Origin of the sequence: Flavobacterium suzhouense, assembly GCF_042684765.1 — a bacterium.
GTDB classification, from domain to species: domain Bacteria; phylum Bacteroidota; class Bacteroidia; order Flavobacteriales; family Flavobacteriaceae; genus Flavobacterium; species Flavobacterium suzhouense.
This window is the reverse complement of sequence record NZ_JBHUMD010000007.1, coordinates 477,440-503,461: the sequence shown is the minus strand read 5'-3', so window position 1 is coordinate 503,461 and position 26,022 is coordinate 477,440. Positions and strand designations below refer to the sequence as shown.

24 protein-coding genes are annotated in these 26,022 nt (G+C 37.8%); 16 read left to right on the top strand and 8 right to left on the bottom strand.

Translation table 11 applies throughout. The features are described 5' to 3' along the window. Nucleotides 1-64 precede the first annotated feature (64 nt). The 6 genes from ACFSR3_RS07535 to ACFSR3_RS07510 form a co-directional block, all read right to left on the bottom strand. Nucleotides 65-2,491: a sodium-translocating pyrophosphatase gene (locus tag ACFSR3_RS07535; protein ID WP_379820410.1), complete on the bottom strand. Its 2,427-nt coding sequence runs from the start codon at nucleotides 2,489-2,491 to the stop codon at nucleotides 65-67. Between the two features lie 113 nt (nucleotides 2,492-2,604). Next, on the bottom strand, nucleotides 2,605-3,135 hold the full coding sequence (locus tag ACFSR3_RS07530) for an inorganic diphosphatase (protein ID WP_114756413.1): 531 nt from the start codon (nucleotides 3,133-3,135) through the stop codon (nucleotides 2,605-2,607). Nucleotides 3,136-3,439: 304 nt separating this feature from the next. After that, on the bottom strand, nucleotides 3,440-3,988 hold the full coding sequence (locus ACFSR3_RS07525; RefSeq protein WP_379820409.1) for a hypothetical protein: 549 nt from the start codon (nucleotides 3,986-3,988) through the stop codon (nucleotides 3,440-3,442). An 85-nt stretch (nucleotides 3,989-4,073) separates the two neighbouring features. After that, nucleotides 4,074-4,610, bottom strand: a complete 537-nt coding sequence (locus ACFSR3_RS07520) for a hypothetical protein (RefSeq protein ID WP_114756411.1) — start codon at nucleotides 4,608-4,610, stop codon at nucleotides 4,074-4,076. 57 nt (nucleotides 4,611-4,667) lie between these two features. After that, nucleotides 4,668-7,163, bottom strand: coding sequence for a DUF5686 and carboxypeptidase-like regulatory domain-containing protein (locus ACFSR3_RS07515; RefSeq protein WP_379820408.1), 2,496 nt, complete (start codon nucleotides 7,161-7,163; stop codon nucleotides 4,668-4,670). 67 nt (nucleotides 7,164-7,230) lie between these two features. Then, complete coding sequence (locus ACFSR3_RS07510) at nucleotides 7,231-8,208, bottom strand: pyruvate dehydrogenase complex E1 component subunit beta (RefSeq protein WP_169519578.1); 978 nt, start codon at nucleotides 8,206-8,208, stop codon at nucleotides 7,231-7,233. Nucleotides 8,209-8,482: 274 nt separating this feature from the next. Between ACFSR3_RS07510 and ACFSR3_RS07505 the strand changes: the two genes are divergently transcribed. From ACFSR3_RS07505 to porT, 12 genes are all read left to right on the top strand, one after another. Further along, the gene (locus tag ACFSR3_RS07505) at nucleotides 8,483-9,229 is read left to right on the top strand and encodes an electron transfer flavoprotein subunit beta/FixA family protein (protein WP_379820407.1); all 747 of its coding nucleotides are present in this window, start codon (nucleotides 8,483-8,485) and stop codon (nucleotides 9,227-9,229) included. Nucleotides 9,230-9,335: 106 nt separating this feature from the next. Next, nucleotides 9,336-10,304, top strand: a complete 969-nt coding sequence (locus tag ACFSR3_RS07500; RefSeq protein ID WP_379820406.1) for an electron transfer flavoprotein subunit alpha/FixB family protein — start codon at nucleotides 9,336-9,338, stop codon at nucleotides 10,302-10,304. A 95-nt stretch (nucleotides 10,305-10,399) separates the two neighbouring features. Continuing rightward, the gene (locus tag ACFSR3_RS07495) at nucleotides 10,400-11,023 is read left to right on the top strand and encodes a bifunctional nuclease family protein (protein WP_379820405.1); all 624 of its coding nucleotides are present in this window, start codon (nucleotides 10,400-10,402) and stop codon (nucleotides 11,021-11,023) included. Between the two features lie 146 nt (nucleotides 11,024-11,169). Next, the gene (locus ACFSR3_RS07490; RefSeq protein WP_114756406.1) at nucleotides 11,170-11,994 is read left to right on the top strand and encodes a thymidylate synthase; all 825 of its coding nucleotides are present in this window, start codon (nucleotides 11,170-11,172) and stop codon (nucleotides 11,992-11,994) included. Nucleotides 11,995-12,012: 18 nt separating this feature from the next. Continuing rightward, nucleotides 12,013-12,837 (top strand): hypothetical protein, encoded by an 825-nt coding sequence (locus tag ACFSR3_RS07485; RefSeq protein ID WP_379820404.1) that lies wholly within the window; start codon nucleotides 12,013-12,015, stop codon nucleotides 12,835-12,837. A gap of 87 nt (nucleotides 12,838-12,924) precedes the next feature. Further along, the gene (locus ACFSR3_RS07480) at nucleotides 12,925-13,761 is read left to right on the top strand and encodes a hypothetical protein (protein WP_379820403.1); all 837 of its coding nucleotides are present in this window, start codon (nucleotides 12,925-12,927) and stop codon (nucleotides 13,759-13,761) included. A gap of 75 nt (nucleotides 13,762-13,836) precedes the next feature. After that, complete coding sequence (locus ACFSR3_RS07475; RefSeq protein WP_379820402.1) at nucleotides 13,837-14,178, top strand: 2TM domain-containing protein; 342 nt, start codon at nucleotides 13,837-13,839, stop codon at nucleotides 14,176-14,178. Then, nucleotides 14,178-14,669, top strand: coding sequence for a dihydrofolate reductase (locus ACFSR3_RS07470; RefSeq protein ID WP_379820401.1), 492 nt, complete (start codon nucleotides 14,178-14,180; stop codon nucleotides 14,667-14,669). The genes ACFSR3_RS07475 and ACFSR3_RS07470 overlap by 1 nt, the downstream gene beginning before the upstream one ends. A 2-nt stretch (nucleotides 14,670-14,671) precedes the next feature. Beyond that, entirely contained in the window at nucleotides 14,672-15,103 is a 432-nt protein-coding gene (locus ACFSR3_RS07465) for a hypothetical protein (RefSeq protein WP_379820400.1), read from the top strand. 8 nt (nucleotides 15,104-15,111) lie between these two features. Continuing rightward, on the top strand, nucleotides 15,112-15,549 hold the full coding sequence (locus tag ACFSR3_RS07460; protein ID WP_379820399.1) for a GNAT family N-acetyltransferase: 438 nt from the start codon (nucleotides 15,112-15,114) through the stop codon (nucleotides 15,547-15,549). Nucleotides 15,550-15,627: 78 nt separating this feature from the next. Then, complete coding sequence (ubiE, locus tag ACFSR3_RS07455; protein ID WP_169519592.1) at nucleotides 15,628-16,359, top strand: bifunctional demethylmenaquinone methyltransferase/2-methoxy-6-polyprenyl-1,4-benzoquinol methylase UbiE; 732 nt, start codon at nucleotides 15,628-15,630, stop codon at nucleotides 16,357-16,359. A gap of 1 nt (nucleotide 16,360) precedes the next feature. Then, nucleotides 16,361-17,074 carry a type IX secretion/gliding motility protein PorT/SprT gene (gene porT / locus ACFSR3_RS07450; RefSeq protein ID WP_379820398.1) on the top strand — a complete coding sequence of 238 codons (714 nt, stop codon included), beginning with the start codon at nucleotides 16,361-16,363 and terminating at the stop codon, nucleotides 17,072-17,074. Here porT and ACFSR3_RS07445 read toward each other — a convergent pair. Next, nucleotides 17,061-17,798 carry a TrmH family RNA methyltransferase gene (locus tag ACFSR3_RS07445; protein WP_379820397.1) on the bottom strand — a complete coding sequence of 246 codons (738 nt, stop codon included), beginning with the start codon at nucleotides 17,796-17,798 and terminating at the stop codon, nucleotides 17,061-17,063. The genes porT and ACFSR3_RS07445 overlap by 14 nt on opposite strands. A gap of 39 nt (nucleotides 17,799-17,837) precedes the next feature. Here ACFSR3_RS07445 and tamL point away from each other — a divergent pair, with 39 nt between their 5' ends. From tamL to ACFSR3_RS07425, 4 genes are all read left to right on the top strand, one after another. Next, nucleotides 17,838-20,393 (top strand): translocation and assembly module lipoprotein TamL, encoded by a 2,556-nt coding sequence (gene tamL, locus ACFSR3_RS07440; RefSeq protein WP_379820396.1) that lies wholly within the window; start codon nucleotides 17,838-17,840, stop codon nucleotides 20,391-20,393. A 47-nt stretch (nucleotides 20,394-20,440) separates the two neighbouring features. After that, nucleotides 20,441-21,508, top strand: coding sequence for a class II fructose-bisphosphate aldolase (gene fbaA, locus ACFSR3_RS07435; protein ID WP_114756396.1), 1,068 nt, complete (start codon nucleotides 20,441-20,443; stop codon nucleotides 21,506-21,508). Nucleotides 21,509-21,549: 41 nt separating this feature from the next. Next, nucleotides 21,550-22,404 (top strand): acetyl-CoA carboxylase, carboxyltransferase subunit beta, encoded by an 855-nt coding sequence (gene accD, locus ACFSR3_RS07430; RefSeq protein WP_379820395.1) that lies wholly within the window; start codon nucleotides 21,550-21,552, stop codon nucleotides 22,402-22,404. A gap of 170 nt (nucleotides 22,405-22,574) precedes the next feature. Further along, complete coding sequence (locus ACFSR3_RS07425; RefSeq protein WP_379820394.1) at nucleotides 22,575-24,425, top strand: tetratricopeptide repeat protein; 1,851 nt, start codon at nucleotides 22,575-22,577, stop codon at nucleotides 24,423-24,425. A 247-nt stretch (nucleotides 24,426-24,672) separates the two neighbouring features. Here the strand turns inward: ACFSR3_RS07425 and ACFSR3_RS07420 are convergent, their stop codons facing one another. Next, nucleotides 24,673-25,923, bottom strand: a complete 1,251-nt coding sequence (locus ACFSR3_RS07420; protein WP_379820393.1) for an ABC transporter permease — start codon at nucleotides 25,921-25,923, stop codon at nucleotides 24,673-24,675. Nucleotides 25,924-26,022 lie beyond the last annotated feature (99 nt).

Below are 26,022 nucleotides of genomic sequence, written 5' to 3'. Positions count from 1 at the left end.
CATATATAAAAAATGCCCCTCATTTGACTGAGGGGCATTTTCATTTAAATATAGTAGGTTTAGCTTATTTCTTTTTAACAGCTTCTATCTGAGCATTTACTTCATCCTCCGTACCTTCAAAAACTTTTTGTTCGGTCTTAACCTCTTCACTACTTGTTTTGGTAGAGATTGTTACTGTAGCGGTAACTTTGCCATCAGCATTTTTCTGACGGTCTATAGAAATCTCAGTAGTCGATTCCTGTCCTGTAACTACAGGCTGCTCAATAACTGTTGCCGCCTGAATGTTTACAATTTCTGTACCTTCTGTATGACTGCCTAATATTGGTGCTATAACAAGCCCAATAAGACACGAAAGCTTAATAAGGATATTCATCGATGGGCCTGATGTATCCTTGAAAGGATCTCCAACAGTATCACCTGTTACAGCAGCTTTATGCGCATCTGATCCTTTATAAGTCATCTCTCCATTGATCATTACACCAGCCTCAAAAGACTTTTTAGCATTGTCCCATGCACCTCCGGCATTATTCTGAAACACCGCCCAAAGCACACCTGATACAGTTACACCTGCCATATAACCTCCAAGCATCTCAGCTACAAGTTGGTTATTATCCGGATAAATAAGCATTCCCAATAAAGCAATCGCGATTGGGAAACCGATTGTCAGTATTCCCGGAAGCATCATCTCTCTTAGGGCTGCTTTTGTAGATATTTCGACACATTTACCATATTCAGGTTTACCCGTTCCTTCCATAATACCAGCAATTTCCCTGAACTGCCTTCTAACTTCATATACCATATCCATTGCTGCTTTACCCACAGAGTTCATCGCAAGAGCAGAAAACACTACAGGAACCATGCCTCCCACAAAAAGCATAGCCAATACAGGCGCTTTAAATATATTGATCCCATCTATACCTGTAAAGGTTACATAAGCGGCAAACAGTGCCAGTGATGTAAGTGCAGCTGAGGCAATTGCAAAACCTTTACCTGTTGCAGCCGTTGTATTTCCCACAGAGTCTAAAATATCAGTACGTGTACGCACTTCTTTAGGCAGTTCACTCATCTCGGCAATTCCACCCGCATTATCTGATATTGGCCCGAAAGCATCAATAGCCAGCTGCATTGCAGTAGTAGCCATCATGGCAGATGCTGCAAGCGCCACACCGTAGAATCCTGCAAGAGCATAAGAACCCCAGATAGCACCGGCAAATAATAATACCGTTGGGAATGTAGATACCATTCCCGTAGCAAGTCCGGCAATAATATTGGTTCCTGCTCCGGTACTCGATTTTTGCACAATAGCAAGAATAGGTTTTTTACCAAGTCCAGTGTAATATTCCGTAACTGAAGAAATAACACCTCCCACAAAAAGTCCCACTATACAGGCTCCAAAAACTCTTAAAGATGATATTTCTTTACTGCCTTCTCCATAAAACTGCATAGTCATAATTTGAGGAAGCATGTATTGCACAAGGAAATAACATGAAATAGCCACCAGTACGATCGACACCCAGTTACCCACATTAAGAGCGCCCTGTACCTGTGCTTCTTTAGCATTATTATCTTTTATCTTAACCAGCATGGTACCCACAATAGAAAACAATATACCAAAACCAGCAATTGCCATTGGCAATAATATAGGCCCGATACCTCCAAATGCATCCGTGAATGTTGGGTTAGCAACAAGTATATCCCTCAACACATAATTACCTAGCACCATTGCCGCCAACACCGTTGCTACATACGATCCAAAAAGGTCGGCTCCCATACCGGCAACATCTCCCACATTATCACCTACGTTATCGGCAATAGTTGCCGGATTACGGGGATCATCTTCAGGAATTCCGGCCTCAACCTTACCTACAAGGTCGGCACCTACGTCGGCAGCTTTAGTGTAAATACCACCCCCTACACGGGCAAACAATGCAATAGATTCAGCACCAAGTGAAAATCCTGCAAGCGTTTCGAGCACTACGGTCATATCAGCAGCAGTAGTCCATGTACCGTCCATGAAATAGTGAAAAAAGAATATAAAAAAACCGGTAAGCCCTAAAACGGCCAAACCGGCAACACCAAGTCCCATTACAGTTCCTCCGCCAAAAGACACTTTTAAAGCCTGAGGAAGGCTGCTTCGTGCAGCCTGTGTAGTACGCACGTTTGTTTTAGTGGCTATCTTCATCCCCATATTTCCTGCCAGTGCCGAAAATATAGCCCCAAAGATAAAGGCGATAACAATAAGGAGATGTGTTTTAGCTCCCGGTAAAAATGTTATCCCTGCGAGTGCCACACTCGCTATAATAACAAAAATTGTAAGTAACCTGTATTCTGCTTTAAGGAAGGCCAAGGCACCTTCATAGATGTAATCTGAAATTTCCTTCATCTTGCCATCACCGGCATCCTGTTTCAAAACCCATGATCTTTTGGCTGCCATAAAAAGCAGTCCCAAAACGGCCATAATCACGGGCACGTAAATCATTATTGAATCCATAAATAAAGTTTTGGTTTGTTGTTAATATTGTAAATGTAACAAAAAACAAAATAAAAAAAGCAACACTCTTTAACAGAATATTGCTTTTTTTGATAATATCTTATGAAAACTTCTTATCTGATACTGAATAATTCTTCAGGTCTGTTCTCAAGAGCTTCAAAACGATCTACACATTGGTCAATGATTTCGCGTGCTTCGGCAGCATCACCCCATCCACCTACGTCAACTTTCTTGTTTTCAAGATCTTTATACACCTGGAAGAAGTGCTCAATCTCTTTAATTAGGTGAGGATTCACTTCGTTAAGGTCGCTAAGTTTGTTCCAGATTGGGTCTGATACAGGTACACAGATAATTTTTTCATCCGGACCTTTTTCATCTGCCATATGGAAAACACCGATAGGCTTAACTTCCATAACACAACCAGGGAAAGTAGGCTCAGTTACAAGCACAAGAATATCAAGCGGGTCACCATCAAGTGCTAATGTTTCAGGAATAAAACCATAATCAGCAGGATACATCATAGACGAGAACAGCATTCTGTCATAACGTATTTTCTTTAACTGAAAGTCATATTCATATTTGTTTCTGCTCCCTTTAGGGATTTCAATAAGCACGTCAAACGTCTTTAATCTTGCTGCTGTCATCTTTACTAAATCTTTATATTGGTATTTAAGCGGGTGCAAAAGTAGTACAAAAATACTGTTTTGCAAAGCTTTACCCTATTAAAAACGCGGCATTCAGCTTGAGTTTACCGTAATTTAATACCAACAACCCTATCTATTTAGTATAACAATATTATTTCAGCAAAACAGAGCATTATAAGCAAACTAAAATTTCACAGTAACCTATATAATTTGAAATACTACCGAACCAACCGCACATTTTGTTCATAAAAAAACCTGCTCTAAAAAACTGAGCAGGTTTTTGTTTTATATTATTTAAAAGTTACTATTCTAACTTAATCCTGAAGCAATAATCGCCACATCCGGCAGAATCACAATACCCAAGAAGGTGTGTTGCGTCTAATTCATAAAATTCAAGGAAACAACCTCTTGCACACCCCCTGCACATAACTAAAGGCGGACGCTCATGTCCTGAAGAACCAATCATAAAATTATTATTCACCTCAGTCAGCACATAAGCAAATGACATAGAAGAGCCATCAGTACTTAGACCACCTCCCGTAAGAACAGGAAAAGGTATTGACGGAGAATTTGTAGCAAATTTATTTACAATACTTATATTGTCAATTTTAATCTGAACTCCGTTTTCCTGAAGCGCTACATCTTCCAAAGCACTCATAAGTTCCCTTTCATCGACAACAATCTTATATATCCCATTGCCTAAATTTTCTCCAATGACACCAGACAAAACATCTCCTGTTTTTTGCTGAACCTGAGTAGTGCTTTGCATCTGCACATCATTTTCGGTACTACAACTCCAGAAAACACTTAACATAAGAGCACAAATCAGCCCCTTTAACATAATTTTCTTCATAATAATTGATTGTTTTTTTAGTTGGATTTATTTTCTCTAAAATAAAACAAATAATAGAAATATTCCAAAAGCTAATGTTAAAAAATTACCACCAGACTTTTCCTCCAGTTTTTTCACAATTACCTGACGAATCACATATCATACGCTCTTTTCCGCCATGAATTAAAACAAGAGGCTTACAGTCTACTCCTACATTTTCTTTCTTACACATAATTACTTCACTGGAAACTGTCTTAGTTCCTTCATTGATTCTAAAGTAAAACTTATCGCCTTTTAAATCTACAAACAGTGCAATTGAAGCCAATTCATCAGAAGTATTCGTTAAAAAAAGAAAACTGTCTTTTGCTGATTCGCCTTGAGTGGTGGTCTTTATAATTTTGAATTTAGAAAAACTTATACTATCAGACAATCCAAAACACTCCCTTAACCTGCTTTCCAAATACTTAGTTATAGAGTCATCGGTTGATACAACATATTCTCCTTTATTATTTTCACCTATAACCTTTGATGATATATCCAGATGTTTCACTGCCGTAGCCGGCAAAGATATTTCTTCTTCCTTTTTTGTATTACATGATACCGCAAAGAAAAAAAACAACAACCCTACAAGGTAATTTTTCATGTTAAATAAGTGACAGAGTTTATATTACTAAATTACATTTTTTTTATAACATCCTGATTAAAAATGGAATCCAAAAACACCTTTTACAGTAAACATATTAGCCCCCGGAACATCTCTGTAGCCTCCTCTCCAGGCAAAATCAATCCTGAATACCTTAAAGATATTACCGATACCGGCATGATATTCCCAATATAAATCATCCGGAGCTTTATAAACAATACTTGAAGCATTCATGTTGATATTATCCTGCGACACGGTTCCATAGATACCTTTTATACCTACAATCTCCCTCAAATTAAGACTGCGAAGCCCGGGAATCCTTGAAAACAGCCTTCCGTTGAAATTATGTTCAAAATGCAGTGACACATATTCATCAGCCACAAACTCATAGTAATCCAGCAAATTATAAGTATTCTCTATAATAAAATACGACTGGTTACCCGGCACAATTCCCATTAAACCCAGCGGAACCTCTCCAAATATTTTTCCGGCTTCAAGCGTTGCAAACAACCTTCCGAAACCTCCAACCAAAACCGGCTGACGATAATAAAATTGTAATTTTTTATAATCAAAATCACTATCCATTATACCTTTAATCCCCTGAGAAAAGTTCAAATAAATACGTGTGTAATTATAATCTACATCGGTACGCTCAACACCATAACCCACAGTTCTTCTTTTTGGTGTAAAATCCACAAGAAAACCAAATTCATATTGTTTTAAAGATCCTTTAGTCCCTTTAGAATGATCGTTAGGATCTAAATAATAATCCATTTTAAAAGTTGAAGGCGATGCCGATTCTAATGTACGATAATTAAAGCTGCCTCTCAAAACAAGATTCTTAAAGGGCTCTATTTCTGCCGAAAAAGTAGTAAAGTTAACATTGGTAAGTTTACTATTATCGCCACTTGCAAAAAGGGATGAAGAAGCAAAACTTCTACCCAGCACATCGCTCGTCGCCGTTAGGCTGACTCCAATCTGCTCTACATCACGCCTGTTCCCTCCTGCAAGGATAATACGCTTATCCTTATTTACCATCCATTTCCCTGAACTTCCGTATTTGAATTTATTATCCTTAAATCCGTAAGCAACATAACCTTCAACTCGCCATGGGTCATTTTGCCCGAAATAGGTACGCCCACCTGTTCTTAATCGAATCCCTTCAACATCATTATAGCCAAAACTAGAGAAGATCGGACCATAATCAAAATGTCCCATCTGATAATACCCACTACCTAAAGTTGCCACCAAATTATACATCCTCTTAAATTTGCTGACTGTTTGCAGGGTATCTAACATTTTGTAAACCCCTTTCTCGTCTTTATTAAGAGACTCGAAACGGTTTTCTTCCCAAAATTCGTCACTCTTAGTAAGTATAGCCTCATCAAATTTGTTTACGTCGGCTGTATAAAAATTGTCGGGCTTTTTCTTATTAAAGACATAGTCCCTGAAAAGCGTGGTTCTTTTACCATACACGCCTTTCGATTCTTCTTTTTTACTAATTGCGAAATCAGACATCATGTGGTCGCGCTTAAGAAGGAAGACCGAATCATTCAGCACGTCAAATTCCTGTTCGATATAAATATCTTTTACCCAGTTGATATTAGCTTCCTTACTGGCAGACATTGCTATCTTTTTGATGGCAAAAGTCGTGTCGTTTACCCAAAAATTCCCTTTAAAAGTAAGTTCACCTTTGCGCCTTGGATAAAAAACTATATTATAACACCATTTTTTTTCGATAAATGTGCTATCTGCCAATACATAGTTATAAACATTAATACCCGTTCTTGATAAAGGACTCACAAAATCTTTATCAAAAAACTTAAGGTAATTATCGTAGATGTCATAATCAACATACAAATCCTTTATAAAAGCAATTACCTGCTGATTATTACTAAATCCTGAATTTTTATTTGCTTTGGTAATTTCTTTTTTTCTTTTAGCTACATTATCTCCATATACATTACTAAGCGCTTCATTAATAAATATAGGCAGATATGTTTTTCCTGTAACATTAGAAGTATCAACATGATTGAATATGAATTCCATACCCTTAAACACCTTTCTCTTCATAAAAGCACTATCAATGCTGTTCATGTCAAATTCTACCTTTTCGTATTTATCGAATTCATATTGATCAAACATCTTAAGCCCGTTCTTTCTTCGGCGCTCCCATATTTTTCGAAGTATATCTATGGCAGGATTATTTTTTTTAGAAGTTTTTCCGGAATACAACACCAGCTCTTTCAACTCCTGTCCTTCACTAAGTTTTACAGTAAGCCCGTAAGAAACTGCTTTAGTCAGTGTTATTTCTTTAGGTGCAAAACCGACGAATGAAACAACAATTGTAGTATAATTATTAGGAGATTCAAGATAAAATTTACCGTTTTCATCAGAGATAACTCCTTCACTTGTCCCTTTAAAGTAAATATTAGCATAAGGTATCGGGCCATTAGTATCATCTAAAACAATCCCACCCACTTTGGTTTGTGCCAAAAGAGAGCCTGAAAGAAGCAATACAAACCCGAACAAAAACAGTAACTTTTTTTTCATGTATTCTATAAAACAAAAAACTTCATCAAATAGTATGATGAAGTTTCAAATATAGGTGTTTATTTTCTTATTTATACATAACTTTTTTCACCGCTTTTATAACGTCTGCCGCATTTGGAAGCCATTCTTTAAGCAACACTGGTGAAAAAGGTGCCGGTACATCGGCAGTAGTAATTCTCTGGATAGGAGCATCAAGATAATCAAAAGCTCTCTCCTGAACAATGTAAGTTATTTCAGACGAAACACTTGCAAATGGCCAAGCCTCTTCAAGAACAACTAATCTATTTGTTTTCTTAACCGAATTAAGTATCGCATCATGATCCATCGGACGGATAGTTCTTAAGTCGATAATTTCACAGCTAATACCATCCTTAGCAAGTTCATCAGCAGCAATAAATGCTTCTTTAAGGATTTTACCCCATGAAACAATAGTAACATCTTTACCTTCACGTTTCACATCGGCAACGCCAAGAGGAATTGTGTATTCTCCTTCAGGCACCTCACCTTTGTCTCCATACATCTGCTCAGACTCCATGAAGATAACAGGATCATTATCACGGATAGCTGATTTTAAAAGTCCTTTTGCATCATAAGGATTTGAAGGAACTACAACTTTAAGACCCGGAGTATTTGCATACCAGTTTTCAAAAGCCTGAGAGTGCGTAGCAGCAAGCTGACCTGCTGAAGCAGACGGCCCACGGAACACCATTGGCATTGTAAACTGTCCACCTGACATCTGACGCATCTTAGCTGCGTTATTAATGATCTGGTCGATACCTACAAGTGCAAAGTTAAATGTCATAAACTCAACAATTGGTCTGTTACCGTTCATAGCACTACCAACAGCAATACCTGCAAAACCAAGTTCGGCAATAGGAGTATCAATTACCCTTTTTGGACCGAACTCATCAAGCATTCCTTTTGAGGCTTTGTAAGCACCGTTATATTCGGCAACTTCCTCACCCATTAAATATATAGACTCGTCGCGACGCATTTCTTCGCTCATCGCTTCGCAAATAGCTTCTCTAAACTGTATCGTTCTCATGTAACTTCTTATTCGTATTAAATGAATGGCAAAAATAAAGATTTAAAATTATTTAATACCCTTATATCTTTAAATAAATACATTGTTAGCAAGTTGTTGGCAAAACATCAACTATTCGCAATAATCAGTATTTTAACGATTAATTTTTATGATTAATAAATTTATTTTCGGATATTTTTACAAAAATTACATTTGTTATGCATGCATAGTTTTTTATTTAGATAAATTTATTATTTTCGTAACGGAAAAACCTCAACTTTATAACTTTATAAAAATGAAAATATTAGTCTGCATCAGCCACGTGCCTGATACCACAGCAAAAATTAACTTTACAAACGGCGACAGCGAGTTTGACACTAACGGTGTTCAGTTTGTAATCAACCCTAACGACGAATTTGGTTTAACAAGAGCAATATGGTTTAAAGAGCAAGCCGGCGCAAACGTTACAGTTGTAAACGTAGGTGGTGCTGATGCTGAGGCTACGCTTAGAAAAGCCCTTGCTATTGGTGCTGACGAAGCAATACGTGTTAATGCAAATCCAACTGACGGCTTCTTTGTTGCAAAACAGCTTGCAGAAGTTGTTAAGAACGGAGGGTATGATCTTGTAATTGCAGGTAAAGAATCTCTTGATTATAATGGAGGAATGGTTCCGGGAATGCTTGCAGGACTACTTGGCTACAACTTTGTTAACTCTTGTATTAACCTTGATGTAACAGGAACTGACGCTAAAGCAGTAAGAGAAATTGACGGCGGTAAAGAAACACTTAGCGCTACATTACCTCTTGTAATTGGCGGACAAAAAGGTCTGGTAGAAGAAAAAGACCTAAGAATCCCTAACATGCGTGGTATCATGATGGCAAGACAAAAAGCGCTTACTATACTTGAGCCTGTAGGAGCAAACAACAACACCAAAGCTGTGAAATTTGAGAAACCTGCTCCAAAATCGGCTGTTAAGCTAATAAGCCCGGACAACCTTGACGAGCTTGTAAACCTTTTACACAACGAAGCGAAAGTAATCTAATGTAACAATAGTTTAATGTAACAATTAATCAATTCCTTAATGTAGCAATTCTGAGCACAACTAAATTGGTACATTGTTACATTAGTTAATTTTAAAATTGAAAAAAATGTCAATATTAATATATGCTGAATTTGCTGAGGGTAAATTCAAAAAAACAGCTTTCGAGCTTGCTTCATACGCTAAAAAAATTGCAGGAGAAACAGGAACAACTGTTACTGCCTTAACTATAAATGCATCTAACACTGCCGACCTTGGCAAATATGGCGTAGACAAAGTGCTTAACGTAAAATCAGACAAGCTTACTGCATTCAGCGCTAAAGCTTATGCTGACGCTATCAAACAGGCCGCTGAAAAAGAAAGTGCTAAAATCGTTCTTTTCAACTCTACTACAGACAGCCTTTATATCGCTCCGCTTGTAGCTGTAGCTCTTGAGGCTGGTTATGCTTCAAACGTTGTGGCACAGCCGGTAAGCCTTTCTCCTTTCCAGGTAAAAAGAAATGCTTTTTCTAACAAAGCATTCAATATAACTGAAATCAGTACAGACGTAAAAGTTCTTGCTATCGGTAAAAACTCGTATGGCGTATTCGAAAACGCCGCATCAGCTACTGAAGAAGAATTCTCTCCATCACTTAACGATGCAGACTTCGCTGTAAAAGTAGAATCATCAGAAAAAGTTTCAGGAAAAGTAACTATTGCTGATGCTGAAATCGTAGTATCTGGAGGTCGCGGACTTAAAGGCCCTGAGAACTGGGGTATGCTTGAAGATCTTGCTGCTGTTCTTGGCGCTGCTACTGCTTGTTCTAAACCGGTATCTGACCTTGGATGGAGACCTCACAGTGAGCACGTAGGACAAACTGGTAAGCCGGTTGCTTCTAACCTTTACATCGCTATAGGTATTTCAGGAGCTATACAGCATATTGCAGGTATCAACTCCTCTAAAGTAAAAGTAGTTATCAACTCTGACGCTGATGCTCCTTTCTTTAAAGTAGCAGACTATGGTGTAGTTGGTGATGCTTTCGAGATTGTTCCTAAGTTGACTGAAAAAATTAAAGCGTTCAAAGCGCAAAACTCATAATTTTATTATAAATTGTGCCCTTAAAAGGGCTATCAGGCTAACGATAGTTTTTATCTTTGCCCGATAGCCCTTTTTCTATTTAGGTAAAACCAATTATGAGCTTAGTAAAACTTACTATAAAAGGAATCTCATACAGCCAGACTCAAAATGGTGCGTATGCGCTTATCCTTAATGAAGTGGATGGAGAAAGGAAATTGCCAATAGTTATTGGTGCTTTTGAAGCACAGTCTATCGCAATTGCCTTAGAAAAAGAGATCAAGCCTCCAAGGCCGCTGACTCATGATTTATTCAAAAATTTTGCTGACAGGTTTGATATTATCGTCAAGCAGGTTATCATCCATAAACTTGTCGATGGTGTTTTCTTTTCAAGTATTATCTGCGAAAGAGACCGAATTGAAGAGATAATTGATGCAAGAACATCTGACGCAATTGCGCTTGCATTGCGTTTCAACGCACCTATATTTACCTACAAGAATATCCTTGACAAGGCCGGAATTTACCTGAAGATAAATCCGGAGCCGGATGCTGAGGGCAACATTAACGAAGCGGAAGACATCCTTTCAGAACCGCAGACTTTTGGCACCGAAACCGTATCGGGCGAAGGCTATTCTGCATATAATTTACAGGAATTGAACGAAATGCTGGAAAGCGCAGTTCAAAACGAAGATTATGAAAAAGCGGCAAAGATCCGCGACGAGATATCGAAGAGAGAAAGTTAATCAATTGAAGATTTTAAAATTTGAAAATGCCTGTGGATAACTTATAGACAACTGTAGTTTGAAACAGGCATTTATAATTTGATTTATTTTTAACTTGCAGCAGTAATTTTCAAATTACTACATCTTCAAATTTTCAAATTATTACTATGAAGCAGTATCACGATTTAGTAAAGCATGTTTTAGAGAACGGAGTACAAAAAGGCGATCGCACCGGAACGGGCACAAAAAGCGTTTTTGGCTACCAGATGCGTTTCGACCTTAGCGAAGGATTTCCAATGGTTACAACCAAAAAACTGCACCTTAAATCGATTATATACGAGCTGCTTTGGTTCTTACAAGGCAATACTAACATAGGCTACCTTAATGATAATGGCGTACGCATTTGGGACGAATGGGCAGACGAAGACGGAAACCTTGGTCCCGTATACGGCCATCAGTGGCGCAACTGGGACGATAAAGAAATTGACCAGATCACAGAGCTTATCGAAACCCTGAAAACCAACCCTAACAGCCGCAGGATGCTTATATCTGCTTGGAATCCAAGCGTATTGCCGGACACTTCAAAATCATTTGCTGAAAATGTTGCTAATGGCAAAGTTGCACTACCACCGTGTCACGCCTTTTTCCAGTTTTATGTAGCTGAAGGTAAACTATCATGTCAGCTATACCAACGCAGCGCCGATATTTTCCTTGGAGTTCCGTTTAATATTGCTTCGTACGCATTATTAACAATGATGATTGCTCAGGTAGCAGGATTACAACCTGGAGATTTCATCCATACTTTTGGAGATGCCCATATATACAACAACCACATTGAGCAATTGGAATTACAGCTTAGCAGAGAGCCAAGACCACTTCCAACCATGAAAATAAATCCTGAAGTGACCAACATCTTTGATTTCAAATTTGAAGACTTCACTTTAGAGAACTATGATCCGCACCCTCATATTAAAGGTGTAGTGGCAGTTTAACTATCTTCATACCATCCGATGACCAAAACTACTATAGCAATTGTTCTTACCTTTTTATCATTCATTGTAAATGCGCAGGAGCAACGTCTTGAACACGCCGTATTTAAGGAGTGCCTAAACACAGAATCTCCCACAAAATGCACATCTGAAAAGATCAGAGATGATATATCAGCATTAATTTCACCCGAAATCACCGCAGACATACGATGGAAGATGGGGAAAATTTTTTTTTCAGTTGGATTAGCATTCTTGTCCGACCAAAATGGCAACGTAATCCCTGAAACCATCAAGATTGCATGTGATAATAAAGGTTTAGAAAGTGCTGTAAAAGAATATATACTACACCTCTCTCCTTTTAGCCCTAAAGGAGAAAATGAAGAAGACAGAAGAAGCGCTCATTTAGAGAGATATACTTTTATATACAATTCCGAAAGTAAAACATACGAGGCCGCTTCAGAGGAAATTCTTAAAGAAAAAGGCATCAAACCCAACTATGTTAGCTTGGGGAACGAGCCCGTTTTACCTAAATGTGCTTGTGACGATGCTGAAAAAGCCAAGAAATGTACCGTTGAAAAGTTATATGAACATATCTCGAAACGTATTAAGACAAATAGCATTGATAAGAATTTCTCCGGACAAATTTATCTTGTTGCTTCTTTTGCCATTGAAAAAGACGGCTCAATAACCGTAAACGATATCCTATGCAATCTTAACGATTGCGAAGCGCTTATAAATCAATACAAAAGAGCATTTACAGGTTTACCTAACTTTATCCCCGGAAACTATGAAGGCGTCAAAGTAAGAGCCACATACAATCTTCCTGTAACGATAAATATCAAATAGCTTTAAACAACTGCCCCCCTCAATAAGCATAAGCCAATTAAATGACCATATTTAAAGTACGGTCACTTTTAACCACCAAAACCAATCATGAAATCAATATTGATGACACTTGCACTTGCAGTGTGCTTTTTCAGTTTAGCGCAAAACTCAGGTATAAAACCGGGAGATCAGGCGTTATTCAAAGAGTGCTTAAATCAGGAAGACCCATATTTCTGTACCAACGAATCATTTAAAAACTTAATATCTAAATTAATAACCCCTACTCTTACGCAGGAAATTAAAAACTCCACGTATAAAGACGGGCTGGACATATCAATACTCTTTATATCAGACGAGCAGGGAAAAGTAATGCGTGAAGATATAGAAGTATATTGCGAAAACAAAAACCTACAGGCATCAGCGCGATACCTTATATCAAAGCTACCTGCTTTTGAACCCAAGAGTGACAAACATTTAACACGTCAAAGTGTGCACGTTTACAACCTGACATTCATTCCGACACCCGGATATGAAAGCTACATGCTTGCACCACCTCTTCTGACAAATAAACGCATTGGCTACGAAAGATTAGCAACATACAAAAACTGCGAAGGTGACTTACATGAGTCTCAAATCTGTTTCCATAAAAAGGTCTTCGAAGTCATCAGAAAAAATGTAACCCTGCCAGAGACTTTAGTTAGCTACACAGATCAAATCAATGTTTTCTACCTTGTAAATACAGATGGGAGCTTTATACTTGTAGATGTTGTAGGAGGAACCCAGGAACTTCATAAAGAGACAAAAAAACTTAAAGAAGACATTAAAAGAGCTTTTACAAAAATACCTCCTGCACAACCGGCACTAATAAGAGGAATCCCTACAATTCAGGATTTTAATTTACCTGTAAAAACAAGTATGACCATAAAAAATTATTCCGGTAATTAATTTAACTGTAACCAGACTAACACAGATTGTTATCTTCAACATTTTCCCTATCTTTAGCTTACCAAAACCTAAGAAATGGAACCTAATCAACAGGAGCTTTATGAATATGCCCGAAAAAGAGTAAAGCAAAAAAAACGCGTTTATTTTCACTTTATACTGTTTTTCGTTTGCAGCTTCTTCTTTTACATCATCAACAAATGGCTCGATGTAGATCCGCAGGATGACTGGTATCTATGGGCTATAACTGCATGGGCTTTCCTTTTTATCATGCACTTCATAAAAGTGTTTGTTACCGAAAGCTTCATCAACAAAAAATGGGAACAGGACCAGATAACCAAACTTGTTGCCCGCCAGGAACGCCGCATAGAACAACTGGAAAAGAAACTTGAGAACAACAATACAACCTCAACACTATAATGACACTTACCCTTATTGCTGCCATAGCAGAAAACAACGCCTTAGGCAAAGACAACAAAATGATGTGGCACCTGCCGGACGATTTTAAACATTTTAAAACCCGTACTTCCGGACACTACATTATTATGGGAAGAAAGACCTTTGAAAGCTTCCCTTCTGCCCTGCCTAACCGCACTTCGGTAATCATTACCCGTCAGGAAGATTATAAAGCACCGGAAGGATGCATTGTTGTAGGCAGTCTTGACGAGGCTATAAAAGTGAGCCCGAAGGATGAAGAAGTTTTTGTAATTGGAGGCGGCGAAATTTACAACCAGAGCATTGACCATGCCGATAAACTTGACCTGACCCGTGTACACGCTACTTTTGAAGATGCAGACGCTTACTTCCCTGCCATCGACCCTACAAAATGGGAGGTTTCATCTGAAAACTTTCATCCAAAAGATGAAAAGCATAAATATGATATGACGTTTCAGGTGTATACAAAGAGATAAAAATGAGAGCAATAAAACTTATTTTAACATTACTGATATTTGTAAGCTTTACTTTTGCAAAAGCCCAAAACAAAGAGAAACAGATTATTACTGCAGTCGAATTTACCACCGACAAAATCATTCTTAACAAAAAACACGCATTTAATTACGCCCGGGTAGAAAATGATTTCATAATTAAGAATCTCGACGGCAAAATTTTAATAAGCGGCAAGATTACACCTGAAGGGAATAATAAATTTTCGACAACAATTTATTTTATTGATTTAGAAGAACAATTCTACAATGAAAAGATAATTAGTCGCAATGATTTAATTTTTGCACTTTGTGAAAATAATGTCATTACAAAAAAATTTGACCTCGATATCGAAAAGCTTAAACTGTTTATAAAAAATTACAATCAGTTCGAAGAAGCTCCATTAGCAGCCGACGAATAATTTAGTCTATGACCATCCGTTCCTACACTCCTGCCGATGACGAGAGCATTATAACACTGCTCAGACTGAACATGCCTAAATATTTCGCACAGGAAGAAGAACAGGATTTAAAGGATTATTTCGCTAACCACATCGATCGTTATTTTGTAGTGGAAGACAACGGCAACATTATAGGTAGCGGTGGTATCAATATTACCAATAATGGTAAAAACGCAGCACTATCATGGGATATCATTCATCCCGATTATCAGGGCAAAGGAATTGGCAGCCAACTCACTCAACACCGCCTAGATGTGATCAAAACCATTAAAAGCATTGAAAATATATCTGTCCGAACCTCTCAATTAGTATATAAATTCTATGAGAAATTTGACTTTGTGCTACAGGAAATCGTAAAAGATTACTGGGCGGATGGAATTGATATGTACAGGATGGAGATTATGTAATGTCTTTTATAAAACAGAAAACATTTCTAACTCCCTATTAACAAAACTATTTCTATCTTTGTTGCGTAAATAAAAGTAATGTCGCAAAACGTAACCCCCTATAAAGATTCCGGCCTGGGCAAAAAAGAACAGGTAGCACAAATGTTTGATACTATTTCAGGCAATTACGACGGCCTTAACCGTGTAATTTCGTTTGGTATAGACGTTAAATGGCGTAAAAAAGTATTGAAGCTTGTTTCGGATAAAAATCCTAAAACCATTCTTGATATCGCTACAGGAACCGGCGACCTTGCCATTCTTATGGCACAGACATCGGCTACTGAGATTATTGGAGCCGACATTTCTGAAGGCATGATGGAAGTGGGACGCAAGAAAGTGACCGAAAAGGGTCTTGATTCAAAAATCAAACTGGTATACGGCGATAGTGAAAATCTGCCTTTCGAAGACAATTATTTTGATGCCATAACGGTAGCTTTTGGTGTACGTAACTTCGAAACCCTTGAAAAAGGACTTGCTGAAATTTTACGCGTACTGAAACCGGGTGGTATTTTTGTAATACTGGAAACTTCTGTGCCAACAAAATTCCCTTTTAAACAAGGTTACAATTTTTACAGCAAAAACCTGCTGCCTCTTATTGGCAGACTGTTCTCTAAAGACCGTTCGGCTTATGCTTACCTTAGCGAATCGGCATCAGTTTTTCCACATGGTGAAGCTTTAAACAATATTTTACGTAAAATTGGGTTTATAGAGGTTAAGAATATGCCGCAAACTTTTGGAGTGGCAACAATTTACACTGCTTCAAAACAATAAAATGAAGAAACTGTTTTTATATATACTGCTTGTTACCGGCCTGTGCGCTCATGCTCAGTTTGGTACGCAGGTGTTCAGCAAAGACCCGATTGTTAACCTTGAAAACTTTGACAAACAAAGAGTTCACTGGGGGTATTTCCTCGGCTTTAACAGCTATGATTTTAAATTTGACTACATCAACGATCCAAAAGTTGACATAGAACTTAAAAAATCTACTGGTTTTAACGTAGGCCTTGTGGGTAACTTACGCCTTTTTGAATACCTGGATCTTCGTTTTGAACCGGGACTATATTATACGCAGCGTGACCTTACCTTTCATAATGTAGAGGGCACAACTGCTGACAAATTAAGAGAAGTAAAATCGACCTATCTTCATTTTCCGCTATTACTGAAATTCTCATCTAAAAGAACAGGAAATGTAAGGCCTTACCTTGTAGGTGGTGTTTCACGCTCCCTAAACCTTTCGAGTAACTTTAATGTAAAGGACGATAACATGACAGGGGCACGTTTCAGAATGAAAAAATGGACTAACTATTATGAAATTGGTGCCGGAGTCGATCTTTATTTTGAATTCTTTAAGTTCTCGCCGTCTATTCGCGGGGTATTCAGTTTAAATGATGAGATTATCAGGGACAACGACCCTAACAGCCCTTATACCGGAAACATTGAATCGATGAAAACCAGAGGTATTTTCATCAATTTTACCTTCCACTAAAATTTCTCCTGAATTCGCTTAAAATAATAGCTGCTGCCGTGGCTACATTAAGGCTTTCTGTCTGCTGAAGGTCGCCAAAACGTGGTATGGAAATTCTTCGTGTTGACCTGGCCTCTATAGCTTCAGATATACCGTTAGCCTCATTCCCCATAACAATGATTCCGTTAGCTGGCAATGCCTCTTCGTAAATATTATCGCCATCCATAAAAGTACCAAAAACCGGTAGTTTTGTATTTGCCAGATAATTTTCAAGATTGGTATATACTACGTTAACACGTGTGAGCGACCCCATGGTAGCCTGTACAACTTTAGGGTTATAGACATCTACACATTCTTCAGAACATATAAGATGCTGTATCCCAAACCAGTCGCAAAGACGCACGATTGTCCCCAGATTACCCGGATCGCGAATATCATCGAGCGCAACAATAAGTCCATTATTTGGTAACGGTTTTTCATCGGGCATTACAAAAAGTCCGAGACAACCATTAGGCGTAGTGAGTACGCTTATTTTTTTAAGCTCAGCTTCTGTAATAAGTTCAATCTTATCCTTTGCTATTCCCCTGAAGATATCCTGAGTGGTAAATAATTGGTGTAATTCAAAATTGGAATTCAGTAATTCCTGTACTACCTTTATCCCTTCGGCAATAAACAATTTATGCTGCTTCCTGTATTTTTTTTGCTGTAAGCCCGTTATTGTTTTAATTTGGTTTTTACTAAGCATAAAAAATGTATTTTTGAATTACTATTTGGCTATACCGTCTTGAGAAATAAAGCAACAAAAATAATACTATTTATCTTATCGGGCTGGATTTTATATTCCTGTTCTCTTGTAAGGAGAGTTCCGGAAGGTAAACACCTGCTTGAAAAAAATGAAATCCTTGTAAACGACAAGGTTAAGAATGACGAAATAGTTCACGACCAGCTCTACCAACAGCCAAACAGCGACATATTGGGCTTCCACCTCAGGTTGCACATGTATAATATGGCTAAACCCAATGCCGATTCTATGTACCTGGACTGGCTGGACAGAAAACCCGGAAGACACGAACGCTACAGAAAATTACTCTCCGAAAAGCAGGTACAGCGTCTTGGAAATTCATTTGTTGTATCGGGAATTAGTAATTTCCTGAAGAAAACAGGAGAAGCTCCTGTACTTGTAGATATTAACAGGATAAAAAAATCGAGAAATCGTTTGTTTACCTATTACTACAAAAAAGGGTTCTTCAGGGCAAGTGTTGGCTACAAGATAGACACACTCCCTGACAAGAGAGCAAAGGTTACTTATGATGTAATTACAGGCGCTCCATATATGCTGGACACAATTAATCGCTATATAGAAACACCCGCACTTGACAGCCTTTATGCTACTATAAAAGACAAATCACTCATTAAACAGGGGCAGCAGTACGAGGAAACTAATTTTACAGCCGAAAGGGAAAGGATTACCAATCATTTTAGAAATCATGGTGCTTATAATTTTCAGCAGAACTACATTACTTATGTTGTAGACACCGTAAACAATGGAGGAAGAAAAGCCAATGTAGACCTTATTATAGACAATGAGTCGGTAAGGCAGGGGGACTCAACTTTTATAAGGCCATTTAAGCTTTATAAAGTAAGCCAGGTAAATATTTATACCCAAAACCCAAACAGCGAAGACCAGTCTATAGACAGTACCAGCTATAAAGGCTTTAATATTTACAGCACAGGAAAACTTAATTACAGGCCAAAAGCACTAACTGATGCTATTTTCGTTGCTCCGGAAACTGATTATTCCGATATCAGAAGAACACTTACATCACGTTATCTGAGCAACCTTAGGGTTTTCAACAACCCTTCAATAGAGTACACCGAGGATAAAAACGACCCTTCAGGCAAGTCCCTGATTGCAAGCATTAAGCTGATTCCGAAGAAAAAATTCCGATTTAATGTAAGTGCTGACTTTATGCACTCTAATATTCAGGATATAGGTATTGCAGGAAGCCTCGGGGTTTCTATGCGTAACGTTTTCAGAGGTGCAGAAATTCTTGATCTTTCCACGCGTGGAAACATAGGTTCGTCAAACGATAACGCCATAAAGGACAAAGCGTTTTTTAACATCCTGGAATATGGCGCCGATCTTAAACTTACATTCCCAAGGATATTCTTCCCTTTCAATACCGAAAAGATAATTCCTAAAAATCTGATTCCATCAACTATTTTCAGTTTGGGTATAAGCAGTCAAAAGAATATTGGACTTGACAAGGAAAATTTTACCGGAGTATTGAGTTACAACTGGGCTCCGATAAGAAAGCACTATTCTTCCAGACTTGACCTTTTGAATCTTCAATATGTAAGAAACCTTAATCCTGAAAACTACTTTAAGGTATACCAATCATCCTATAATAGATTAAATAACATTGCGCAGGATTATCCAAGCGTACCATCTTCTTATTTTAACGAAAACGGAGATCTGGACATTGAGAACGGAGGTGCAGACAACTTTATTAATGATGTTGAAAACGGCTCAATAGCTGTTTCAACAACAGACAAAGACAATGTAAACAGTATAGAACAGCGTAGGGACAGGCTAACAGAAAACAACCTTATATTCGCGAGCAATTACACCTATACCAGAACCAGTCGTGAAAACCTAAACGACAACACTTTCTTTATATTCAAAACAAAAGTAGAATCGGCAGGCGCGCTTTTATCCCTGCTTGGTGGTACATTGGTAGACCCTAACAACAGCAGTAGCCAGAGAACACTTTTTAATGTGGCATACTCACAATATTTAAAAGGGGAACTCGACTTTATAAAACACTGGGACCTAAGGCGCGGTAAAGTACTTGCCATGCGCGCTTTCTTCGGACTGGCTGTTCCTTATGGCAACTCTACCTCTATTCCCTTTTCCCGAAGTTATTTTGCAGGAGGTTCAAACGACAACCGTGGCTGGCAACCTTATAGTTTAGGCCCCGGAAGTAGTGGTGGAGTTGACGATTTTAACGAAGCCAACCTTAAGATGGCCTATAGTGCAGAACTTCGTTTTAACATCTTCGATAAACTAAATGGAGCAATCTTTGGTGACATCGGAAACATCTGGAATGTTTTTGATGAAGTTGATGACCCGAAAAAAACTTTTAACGGATTCTCATCCTTTAGAGACCTTGCCTTTGGCTCAGGCCTTGGATTCAGGTACGATTTTAACTTTTTCGTGATACGATTTGACGTAGGTTTTAAAACCTACAATCCGGGTCGTGAAGAGGGCGATCGCTGGTTTAAAGAATATAATCTTTCAAAATCAGTTCTAAATGTCGGAATTAATTATCCGTTCTAAGTATAAAATATTATTTTTGTCAATTCTAATTCTAAAAAACAAAAACAATGGCCCACAATATTAAGCCCGGTGTTGCTACCGGAGATCAGGTTCAGGAAATATTCAGATATGCAAAAGAAAAAGGATTTGCACTTCCTGCAGTAAACGTTACAGGTTCAAGCACAGTTAATGGTGTAATGGAAACTGCAGCAAGACTTAAAGCTCCTGTTATCATCCAGTTCTCTAACGGTGGTTCAATTTTCAACGCTGGTAAAGGATTATCAAATGCTGACGAAAAAGCAGCTATCCTTGGTGCAGTTGCAGGTGCAAAACATATACACACGCTTGCTGAAGCTTACGGTGCTACTGTAATTTTACATACTGACCACTGTGCAAAAAAACTTTTGCCTTGGATTGACGGTCTTCTTGACGCCAGCGAAAAACACTTTGCTGAAACTGGAAAACCTCTTTTCAGTTCGCACATGATTGATCTTTCAGAAGAATCTCTTGAAGAAAACATGGAGATCTCTAAAAAATACCTTGAGCGTATGAGCAAAATGGGCATGACCCTTGAGATCGAGCTTGGTATTACAGGTGGTGAAGAAGATGGTGTTGACAACTCTGATGTTGACAGCTCTAAACTTTATACTCAGCCGGAAGAAGTTGCTTATGCTTATGAAGAACTAAGCAAAATATCTCCTCGCTTTACCGTAGCTGCTGCTTTTGGTAACGTACACGGTGTATACAAACCGGGTAACGTAAAACTTACTCCAAAAATCCTTAAAAACTCTCAGGAGTATGTTCAGCAAAAATTCAACACTGGAAACAACCCGGTAGATTTCGTATTCCACGGAGGATCAGGGTCTACTCTTGAAGAAATAAGAGAGGCTATTGGTTACGGTGTTATCAAAATGAACATTGACACTGACCTTCAGTTTGCTTTTACAGAAGGTGTTCGTGATTATGTTGTTAAAAACATCGATTATTTAAAAACACAGATAGGTAGTCCTGACGGACCTGAGTCGCCAAACAAAAAACACTATGATCCAAGAAAATGGATACGTGAAGGTGAACTTACTTTTAATGCAAGACTTGAGCAGGCATTTAAAGACCTAAACAACGTAAATACACTATAATTACAACAAACTGCTTGCAGTACTAAACTTAACTGAAAAAGATGGCTTGGTTTAAAAGAACAGAAAAAGGGATTACAACACCAACCGAAGACAAAAAAGATGTACCTAAAGGACTATGGTACAAGTCGCCAACCGGTAAAATTGTTGATGCAGACGAGCTTGCTAAGAATTTTTACGTAAGCCCTGAAGATGGTTACCACGTAAGAATAGGAAGTAAAGAATACTTCAACATCCTTTTTGATGACAATGAGTTTACAGAGTTTGACAAAAACATGACTTCTAAAGATACCCTAAAGTTTGTTGACACAAAAAAATACGGGGATCGTATAAAAGAAGCTACTGAAAAAACCAAACTTAAAGATGCTGTAAGAACTGCTGTTGGAAAATCTAAAGGAAAAGACCTTGTAGTTGCCTGTATGGACTTCGCATTTATCGGAGGTTCTATGGGAGCTGTAGTGGGTGAAAAGATTGCTCGCGCAATTGATCACTCTATCCAAAACAAGATTCCTTTTGTGATGATATCTAAATCAGGAGGTGCAAGGATGATGGAAGCTGCCTACTCACTAATGCAGTTAGCGAAAACATCGGCTAAACTTGCTCAACTGGCAGATGCTAAAATACCATACATATCATTATGTACTGACCCTACTACAGGAGGAACAACAGCATCGTATGCTATGCTTGGTGATGTAAACATCTCTGAACCTGGTGCACTTATCGGATTTGCAGGGCCACGTGTCGTAAAAGACACTACCGGTAAAGACCTTCCTGAAGGCTTCCAAACTGCAGAATTTGTACTTGAGCACGGCTTCCTTGATTTTATCACTCCACGTAAAGAGCTTAAAGATAAAATAAACTTATTCCTGGATCTTATACAAAACCAGCCGGTAAGATAAAAACCATCCCCCTTTTTAAGGGGGATTTTTTTTACAACAAAACAGGTACATCTCCCCATCTTAAAAATGAATTTAAAATTTCAAATCACTCAATGTTTTATTGAAATTTTATGATTTAATTTGCACCGCATTTCATCTACCCCCGGATATAAAAAATGCTTGTTTGGACTATGAAGCAACTTTTATTCGGTATTATGGTTTTGCTGCTACAATCTGCTTATGCCCAAAACCAAGATATAAATATTCTGGAAAAAGAACGCCAGATAAAGCGTATTATGACTTCTGAACCTGATAGTGCAAAAGTTTTCATCAAAGAAATACTAGCCTATAAAGGAAAACTTCATGACACGGTATATTCAAATACATATCTATCATATGCCTATTATTACCACTTAAAAAACAATACCGACTCTTCCTTATATTATTATGAACGCGCTTTACCATATGCAAACAAGGTAAAGTATCCAAAAGTATATGCACGTATACTCCGAAATAAAGCCGGAACGTATAAAAAAAGAGGAGAAAGTGAAGTTTCACTTAAAATCCTTGCCGAAATAGAAGATATATACCGACAGTTGGGAGACGAAACCGGACTCGCCATAGTTTATGGTGAAATGGCATCAAATTACAACTTATTACTTCGTAACGACGAAGGAATAAACTACCTATTAAAAGCTTTAGCCCTTTTTGAAAAAAACAATGACAACCAACACAGCTTAAATGTTAAGCACAGCCTTGCCAACACTTATCTTAATGCAGGAAACTTTTACTTTGCCGCTGATCTATACAAAGAAGTAATTAAAGGGTTCAAAGAACAAAATTCTACAAAAAACTACTGCATTGCACTTTTAAATTACGGCGATTGCCTGACACATCTCGAAAGATATGAAGAGGCACAAAAAGCTTTGAATGATGCCCTACCCGGCCTTAAAAAGTTCAACGACCAAGAAATTATAGGTATTGTATACTCAAAAATGGGAGCGATACAGGAAAGACTCAACCACCTGTCAACTGCTGAAGGTTACTACAAAATCGCATTAGAGAAAGCTATAAGTTACCATTCCCTTAAAACCATCCCAATTGCATCTGAATACATCGAGATACTTTTGAAACAACAAAAACACAAGGAAGCATTAGAAATCATTGATTTGGTCGAGAAACCAGAATTTCTTCAAAAGGCATCTATTAAAGACCGCATGTTCTTTGAAGCTGTTAAAGCAAAATTACATGAAAAAATGGATAATGATGATGAGGCGCTTTTGTCGATCCAGAATAGCCTTAAACTTCAGGACACACTAGATAAAACAGGAAACGACCTTACCACTTTAAAACTCCAGGAGCAATTCCAGAACAAATACCAGTCAAAAAAAGGAGAAAATCTTGAAAACACAAATCTTACTCTAAAAGAAAGGCTTAATTACAACAAAAAAATACTGTTGCCAATTATAACAGTTCTTTTTCTATTAACAGCGATATCCTTTATTTACATCTACAAAACCAGAAAACGACTTCATAAACTCTCTGTTGAAAAGCATAAAAAAGAAAAAATGCTTCAGGAATATGAAAATGCAAAAAAGTTAAATGAACTGAACAAGCAAAATCTGGAGTATAAAACAGAAGAACTTAGCTCTGGTATTATTTGGCTATCCTCTTTAGAAGTAAGCATCAGCAACCTCATTGTACTTTGTAAAGAAAAGCCACAAGACTTATGTATTGAAAACATCAAAGAACAATTACAGGCTTTAACCAGCGAAAAAAATTATTGGTCTGTATTCAAGAAAAGATTCAGTGAAACCTATGCCGGATTTCAAAAAAACCTGGGAGAACAATTCCCTGCGCTTACCAAAAATGATCTTTTCTTTTGCGCTTTGCTAAAACTCAATTTACCATATAAGGACATGGCCACTTTGATGCAGGTAACTCCCGAAACAATTGTGAAAAAAAAATACAGGGTTAAGAAAAAGATGAGTATCGAAACCGAATCAGACCTTGAAAACATATTATTAAACACACCTTTATAGGAGCAATCAAATACACGCCCAACAAGGCTAAATCACTAAAAAACCCTTTAAAAACAAGGAATGTCCGTGTTTTGTCTATACCTTTTTTAGTCGGTTTTTCAAAAAAGATGTTAGATTTGCTTGCGAAAAATAATAACATCGATATTATTATTTTCATTGTTGTTCATGAAACATATCAGTATGTGAATGGATCGCAATACAAATGCGGCACGTTACAAGTGGGGGCTTAAGACGTGCCGTTTTTTTTTTACATACCACTTCTGATTGCTTCAACAGGATCTAGTTTTGAAGCAGCAATTGCAGGAAGAATTCCGGATACCAATCCTATAAAAATTGCAACCGCAGTACCAAAACATACTATCCCAAAACTCAATACAAATTTGAATTCGATCATACTCGAGAGTAAAGCAGCAATACCCCAAACCATAAGTATACCTATCAGCCCTCCAAAAAGAGAAAGAATAACCGCTTCGAATAAAAACTGGAAAAGTATAAACCTGTTTTTCGCCCCAAGCGCTTTTTGGATACCTATAAGGTTAGTTCTTTCCTTAACCGAAACAAACATGATATTAGCTATACCAAACCCGCCCACTAAAAGTGAAAAGGCGCTGATACCAATACCAATCATGTTCATGGTACCAATTATCTGATCGATCATATCGGTAAATCCGGAAAGTATATCTATGATAAAGTTATCCGTCTCACCTGCCTTTATTCCACGATAGTTACGCAGCTTCTGAGCCACTTCAGCCTTAACCTCTTCTCCATCCTCTCCTGCTTTGGGCTTTATGATAATTATTGGCGTCATAAAATCATTATGGTCGCCATACATATTTCGTAAAAAGTTTACCGGAATTATAATTGCAGTATCGTTGTTTTCGCCAAACATACCCTGCCCCTGTTTTTCGAGCACTCCAATAACTGTAAATCGCTGTCCATACATCCTGAATTTTTTCTCGAGCGGATTAGCGTCACCAAAAAGAGTTTTGGCTATCTCATAACCAATTACAGCAACCGGTGTTCCTGAATTAGATTCCGATTCATTATAAAATCGCCCGTGTTCTATCTTCAGGCTTTGAATTTCGGCAAATTCATAGGAAACCGGAACCACATTTACACTACTGGCAGCTTTATCTTCATATCGAGCCGTTTCACTTTTGGTAAATATCTGAAATGCGGCTTCCTGTATAGAACTTACATTATCCTTTATGTATTGATATTCATCATAACTCACATCCGGAAACTGTTCTCTTTTCCAGCGTGGTATTTCACTTGGCCCAAAAGAGAATCGTTTAAGATACATAGTATTCTTATCGATACTGCTCATATCCTCTTTTATTTTCCTGTCGAGCGAATCGACGGCAGCCAAAATGGCAATAATTGAGAATATCCCTACAGTAACACCAAGAAGAGACAGAAAGGTGCGCAGTTTATTGTTCCTAAGGGCATTTAGGGCAAAAGAAAGACTTTCTTTAAGTAAACGCAGGTATAGCAGCATGATTGTTTTGATTGACTTCTGTAAAATTCCGCATTTTTTTTAAATGAAGCGAACCCAAACGAAATAAATTTTCAATTTCTTTAAAATTTAGTGTTCACA

Excerpts from the sequence above, each read along its gene's own strand:
- ACFSR3_RS07535 (WP_379820410.1), bottom strand. The coding sequence starts at position 2,491 with ATGGATTCAATAATGATTTACGTGCCCGTGATTATGGCCGTTTTGGGA.
- ACFSR3_RS07530 (WP_114756413.1), bottom strand. The coding sequence starts at position 3,135 with ATGACAGCAGCAAGATTAAAGACGTTTGACGTGCTTATTGAAATCCCT.
- ACFSR3_RS07525 (WP_379820409.1), bottom strand. The coding sequence starts at position 3,988 with ATGAAGAAAATTATGTTAAAGGGGCTGATTTGTGCTCTTATGTTAAGT.
- ACFSR3_RS07520 (WP_114756411.1), bottom strand. The coding sequence starts at position 4,610 with ATGAAAAATTACCTTGTAGGGTTGTTGTTTTTTTTCTTTGCGGTATCA.
- ACFSR3_RS07515 (WP_379820408.1), bottom strand. The coding sequence starts at position 7,163 with ATGAAAAAAAAGTTACTGTTTTTGTTCGGGTTTGTATTGCTTCTTTCA.
- ACFSR3_RS07510 (WP_169519578.1), bottom strand. The coding sequence starts at position 8,208 with ATGAGAACGATACAGTTTAGAGAAGCTATTTGCGAAGCGATGAGCGAA.
- ACFSR3_RS07505 (WP_379820407.1), top strand. The coding sequence starts at position 8,483 with ATGAAAATATTAGTCTGCATCAGCCACGTGCCTGATACCACAGCAAAA.
- ACFSR3_RS07500 (WP_379820406.1), top strand. The coding sequence starts at position 9,336 with ATGTCAATATTAATATATGCTGAATTTGCTGAGGGTAAATTCAAAAAA.
- ACFSR3_RS07495 (WP_379820405.1), top strand. The coding sequence starts at position 10,400 with ATGAGCTTAGTAAAACTTACTATAAAAGGAATCTCATACAGCCAGACT.
- ACFSR3_RS07490 (WP_114756406.1), top strand. The coding sequence starts at position 11,170 with ATGAAGCAGTATCACGATTTAGTAAAGCATGTTTTAGAGAACGGAGTA.
- ACFSR3_RS07485 (WP_379820404.1), top strand. The coding sequence starts at position 12,013 with ATGACCAAAACTACTATAGCAATTGTTCTTACCTTTTTATCATTCATT.
- ACFSR3_RS07480 (WP_379820403.1), top strand. The coding sequence starts at position 12,925 with ATGAAATCAATATTGATGACACTTGCACTTGCAGTGTGCTTTTTCAGT.
- ACFSR3_RS07475 (WP_379820402.1), top strand. The coding sequence starts at position 13,837 with ATGGAACCTAATCAACAGGAGCTTTATGAATATGCCCGAAAAAGAGTA.
- ACFSR3_RS07470 (WP_379820401.1), top strand. The coding sequence starts at position 14,178 with ATGACACTTACCCTTATTGCTGCCATAGCAGAAAACAACGCCTTAGGC.
- ACFSR3_RS07465 (WP_379820400.1), top strand. The coding sequence starts at position 14,672 with ATGAGAGCAATAAAACTTATTTTAACATTACTGATATTTGTAAGCTTT.
- ACFSR3_RS07460 (WP_379820399.1), top strand. The coding sequence starts at position 15,112 with ATGACCATCCGTTCCTACACTCCTGCCGATGACGAGAGCATTATAACA.
- ubiE (WP_169519592.1), top strand. The coding sequence starts at position 15,628 with ATGTCGCAAAACGTAACCCCCTATAAAGATTCCGGCCTGGGCAAAAAA.
- porT (WP_379820398.1), top strand. The coding sequence starts at position 16,361 with ATGAAGAAACTGTTTTTATATATACTGCTTGTTACCGGCCTGTGCGCT.
- ACFSR3_RS07445 (WP_379820397.1), bottom strand. The coding sequence starts at position 17,798 with ATGCTTAGTAAAAACCAAATTAAAACAATAACGGGCTTACAGCAAAAA.
- fbaA (WP_114756396.1), top strand. The coding sequence starts at position 20,441 with ATGGCCCACAATATTAAGCCCGGTGTTGCTACCGGAGATCAGGTTCAG.
- accD (WP_379820395.1), top strand. The coding sequence starts at position 21,550 with ATGGCTTGGTTTAAAAGAACAGAAAAAGGGATTACAACACCAACCGAA.
- ACFSR3_RS07425 (WP_379820394.1), top strand. The coding sequence starts at position 22,575 with ATGAAGCAACTTTTATTCGGTATTATGGTTTTGCTGCTACAATCTGCT.
- ACFSR3_RS07420 (WP_379820393.1), bottom strand. The coding sequence starts at position 25,923 with ATGCTGCTATACCTGCGTTTACTTAAAGAAAGTCTTTCTTTTGCCCTA.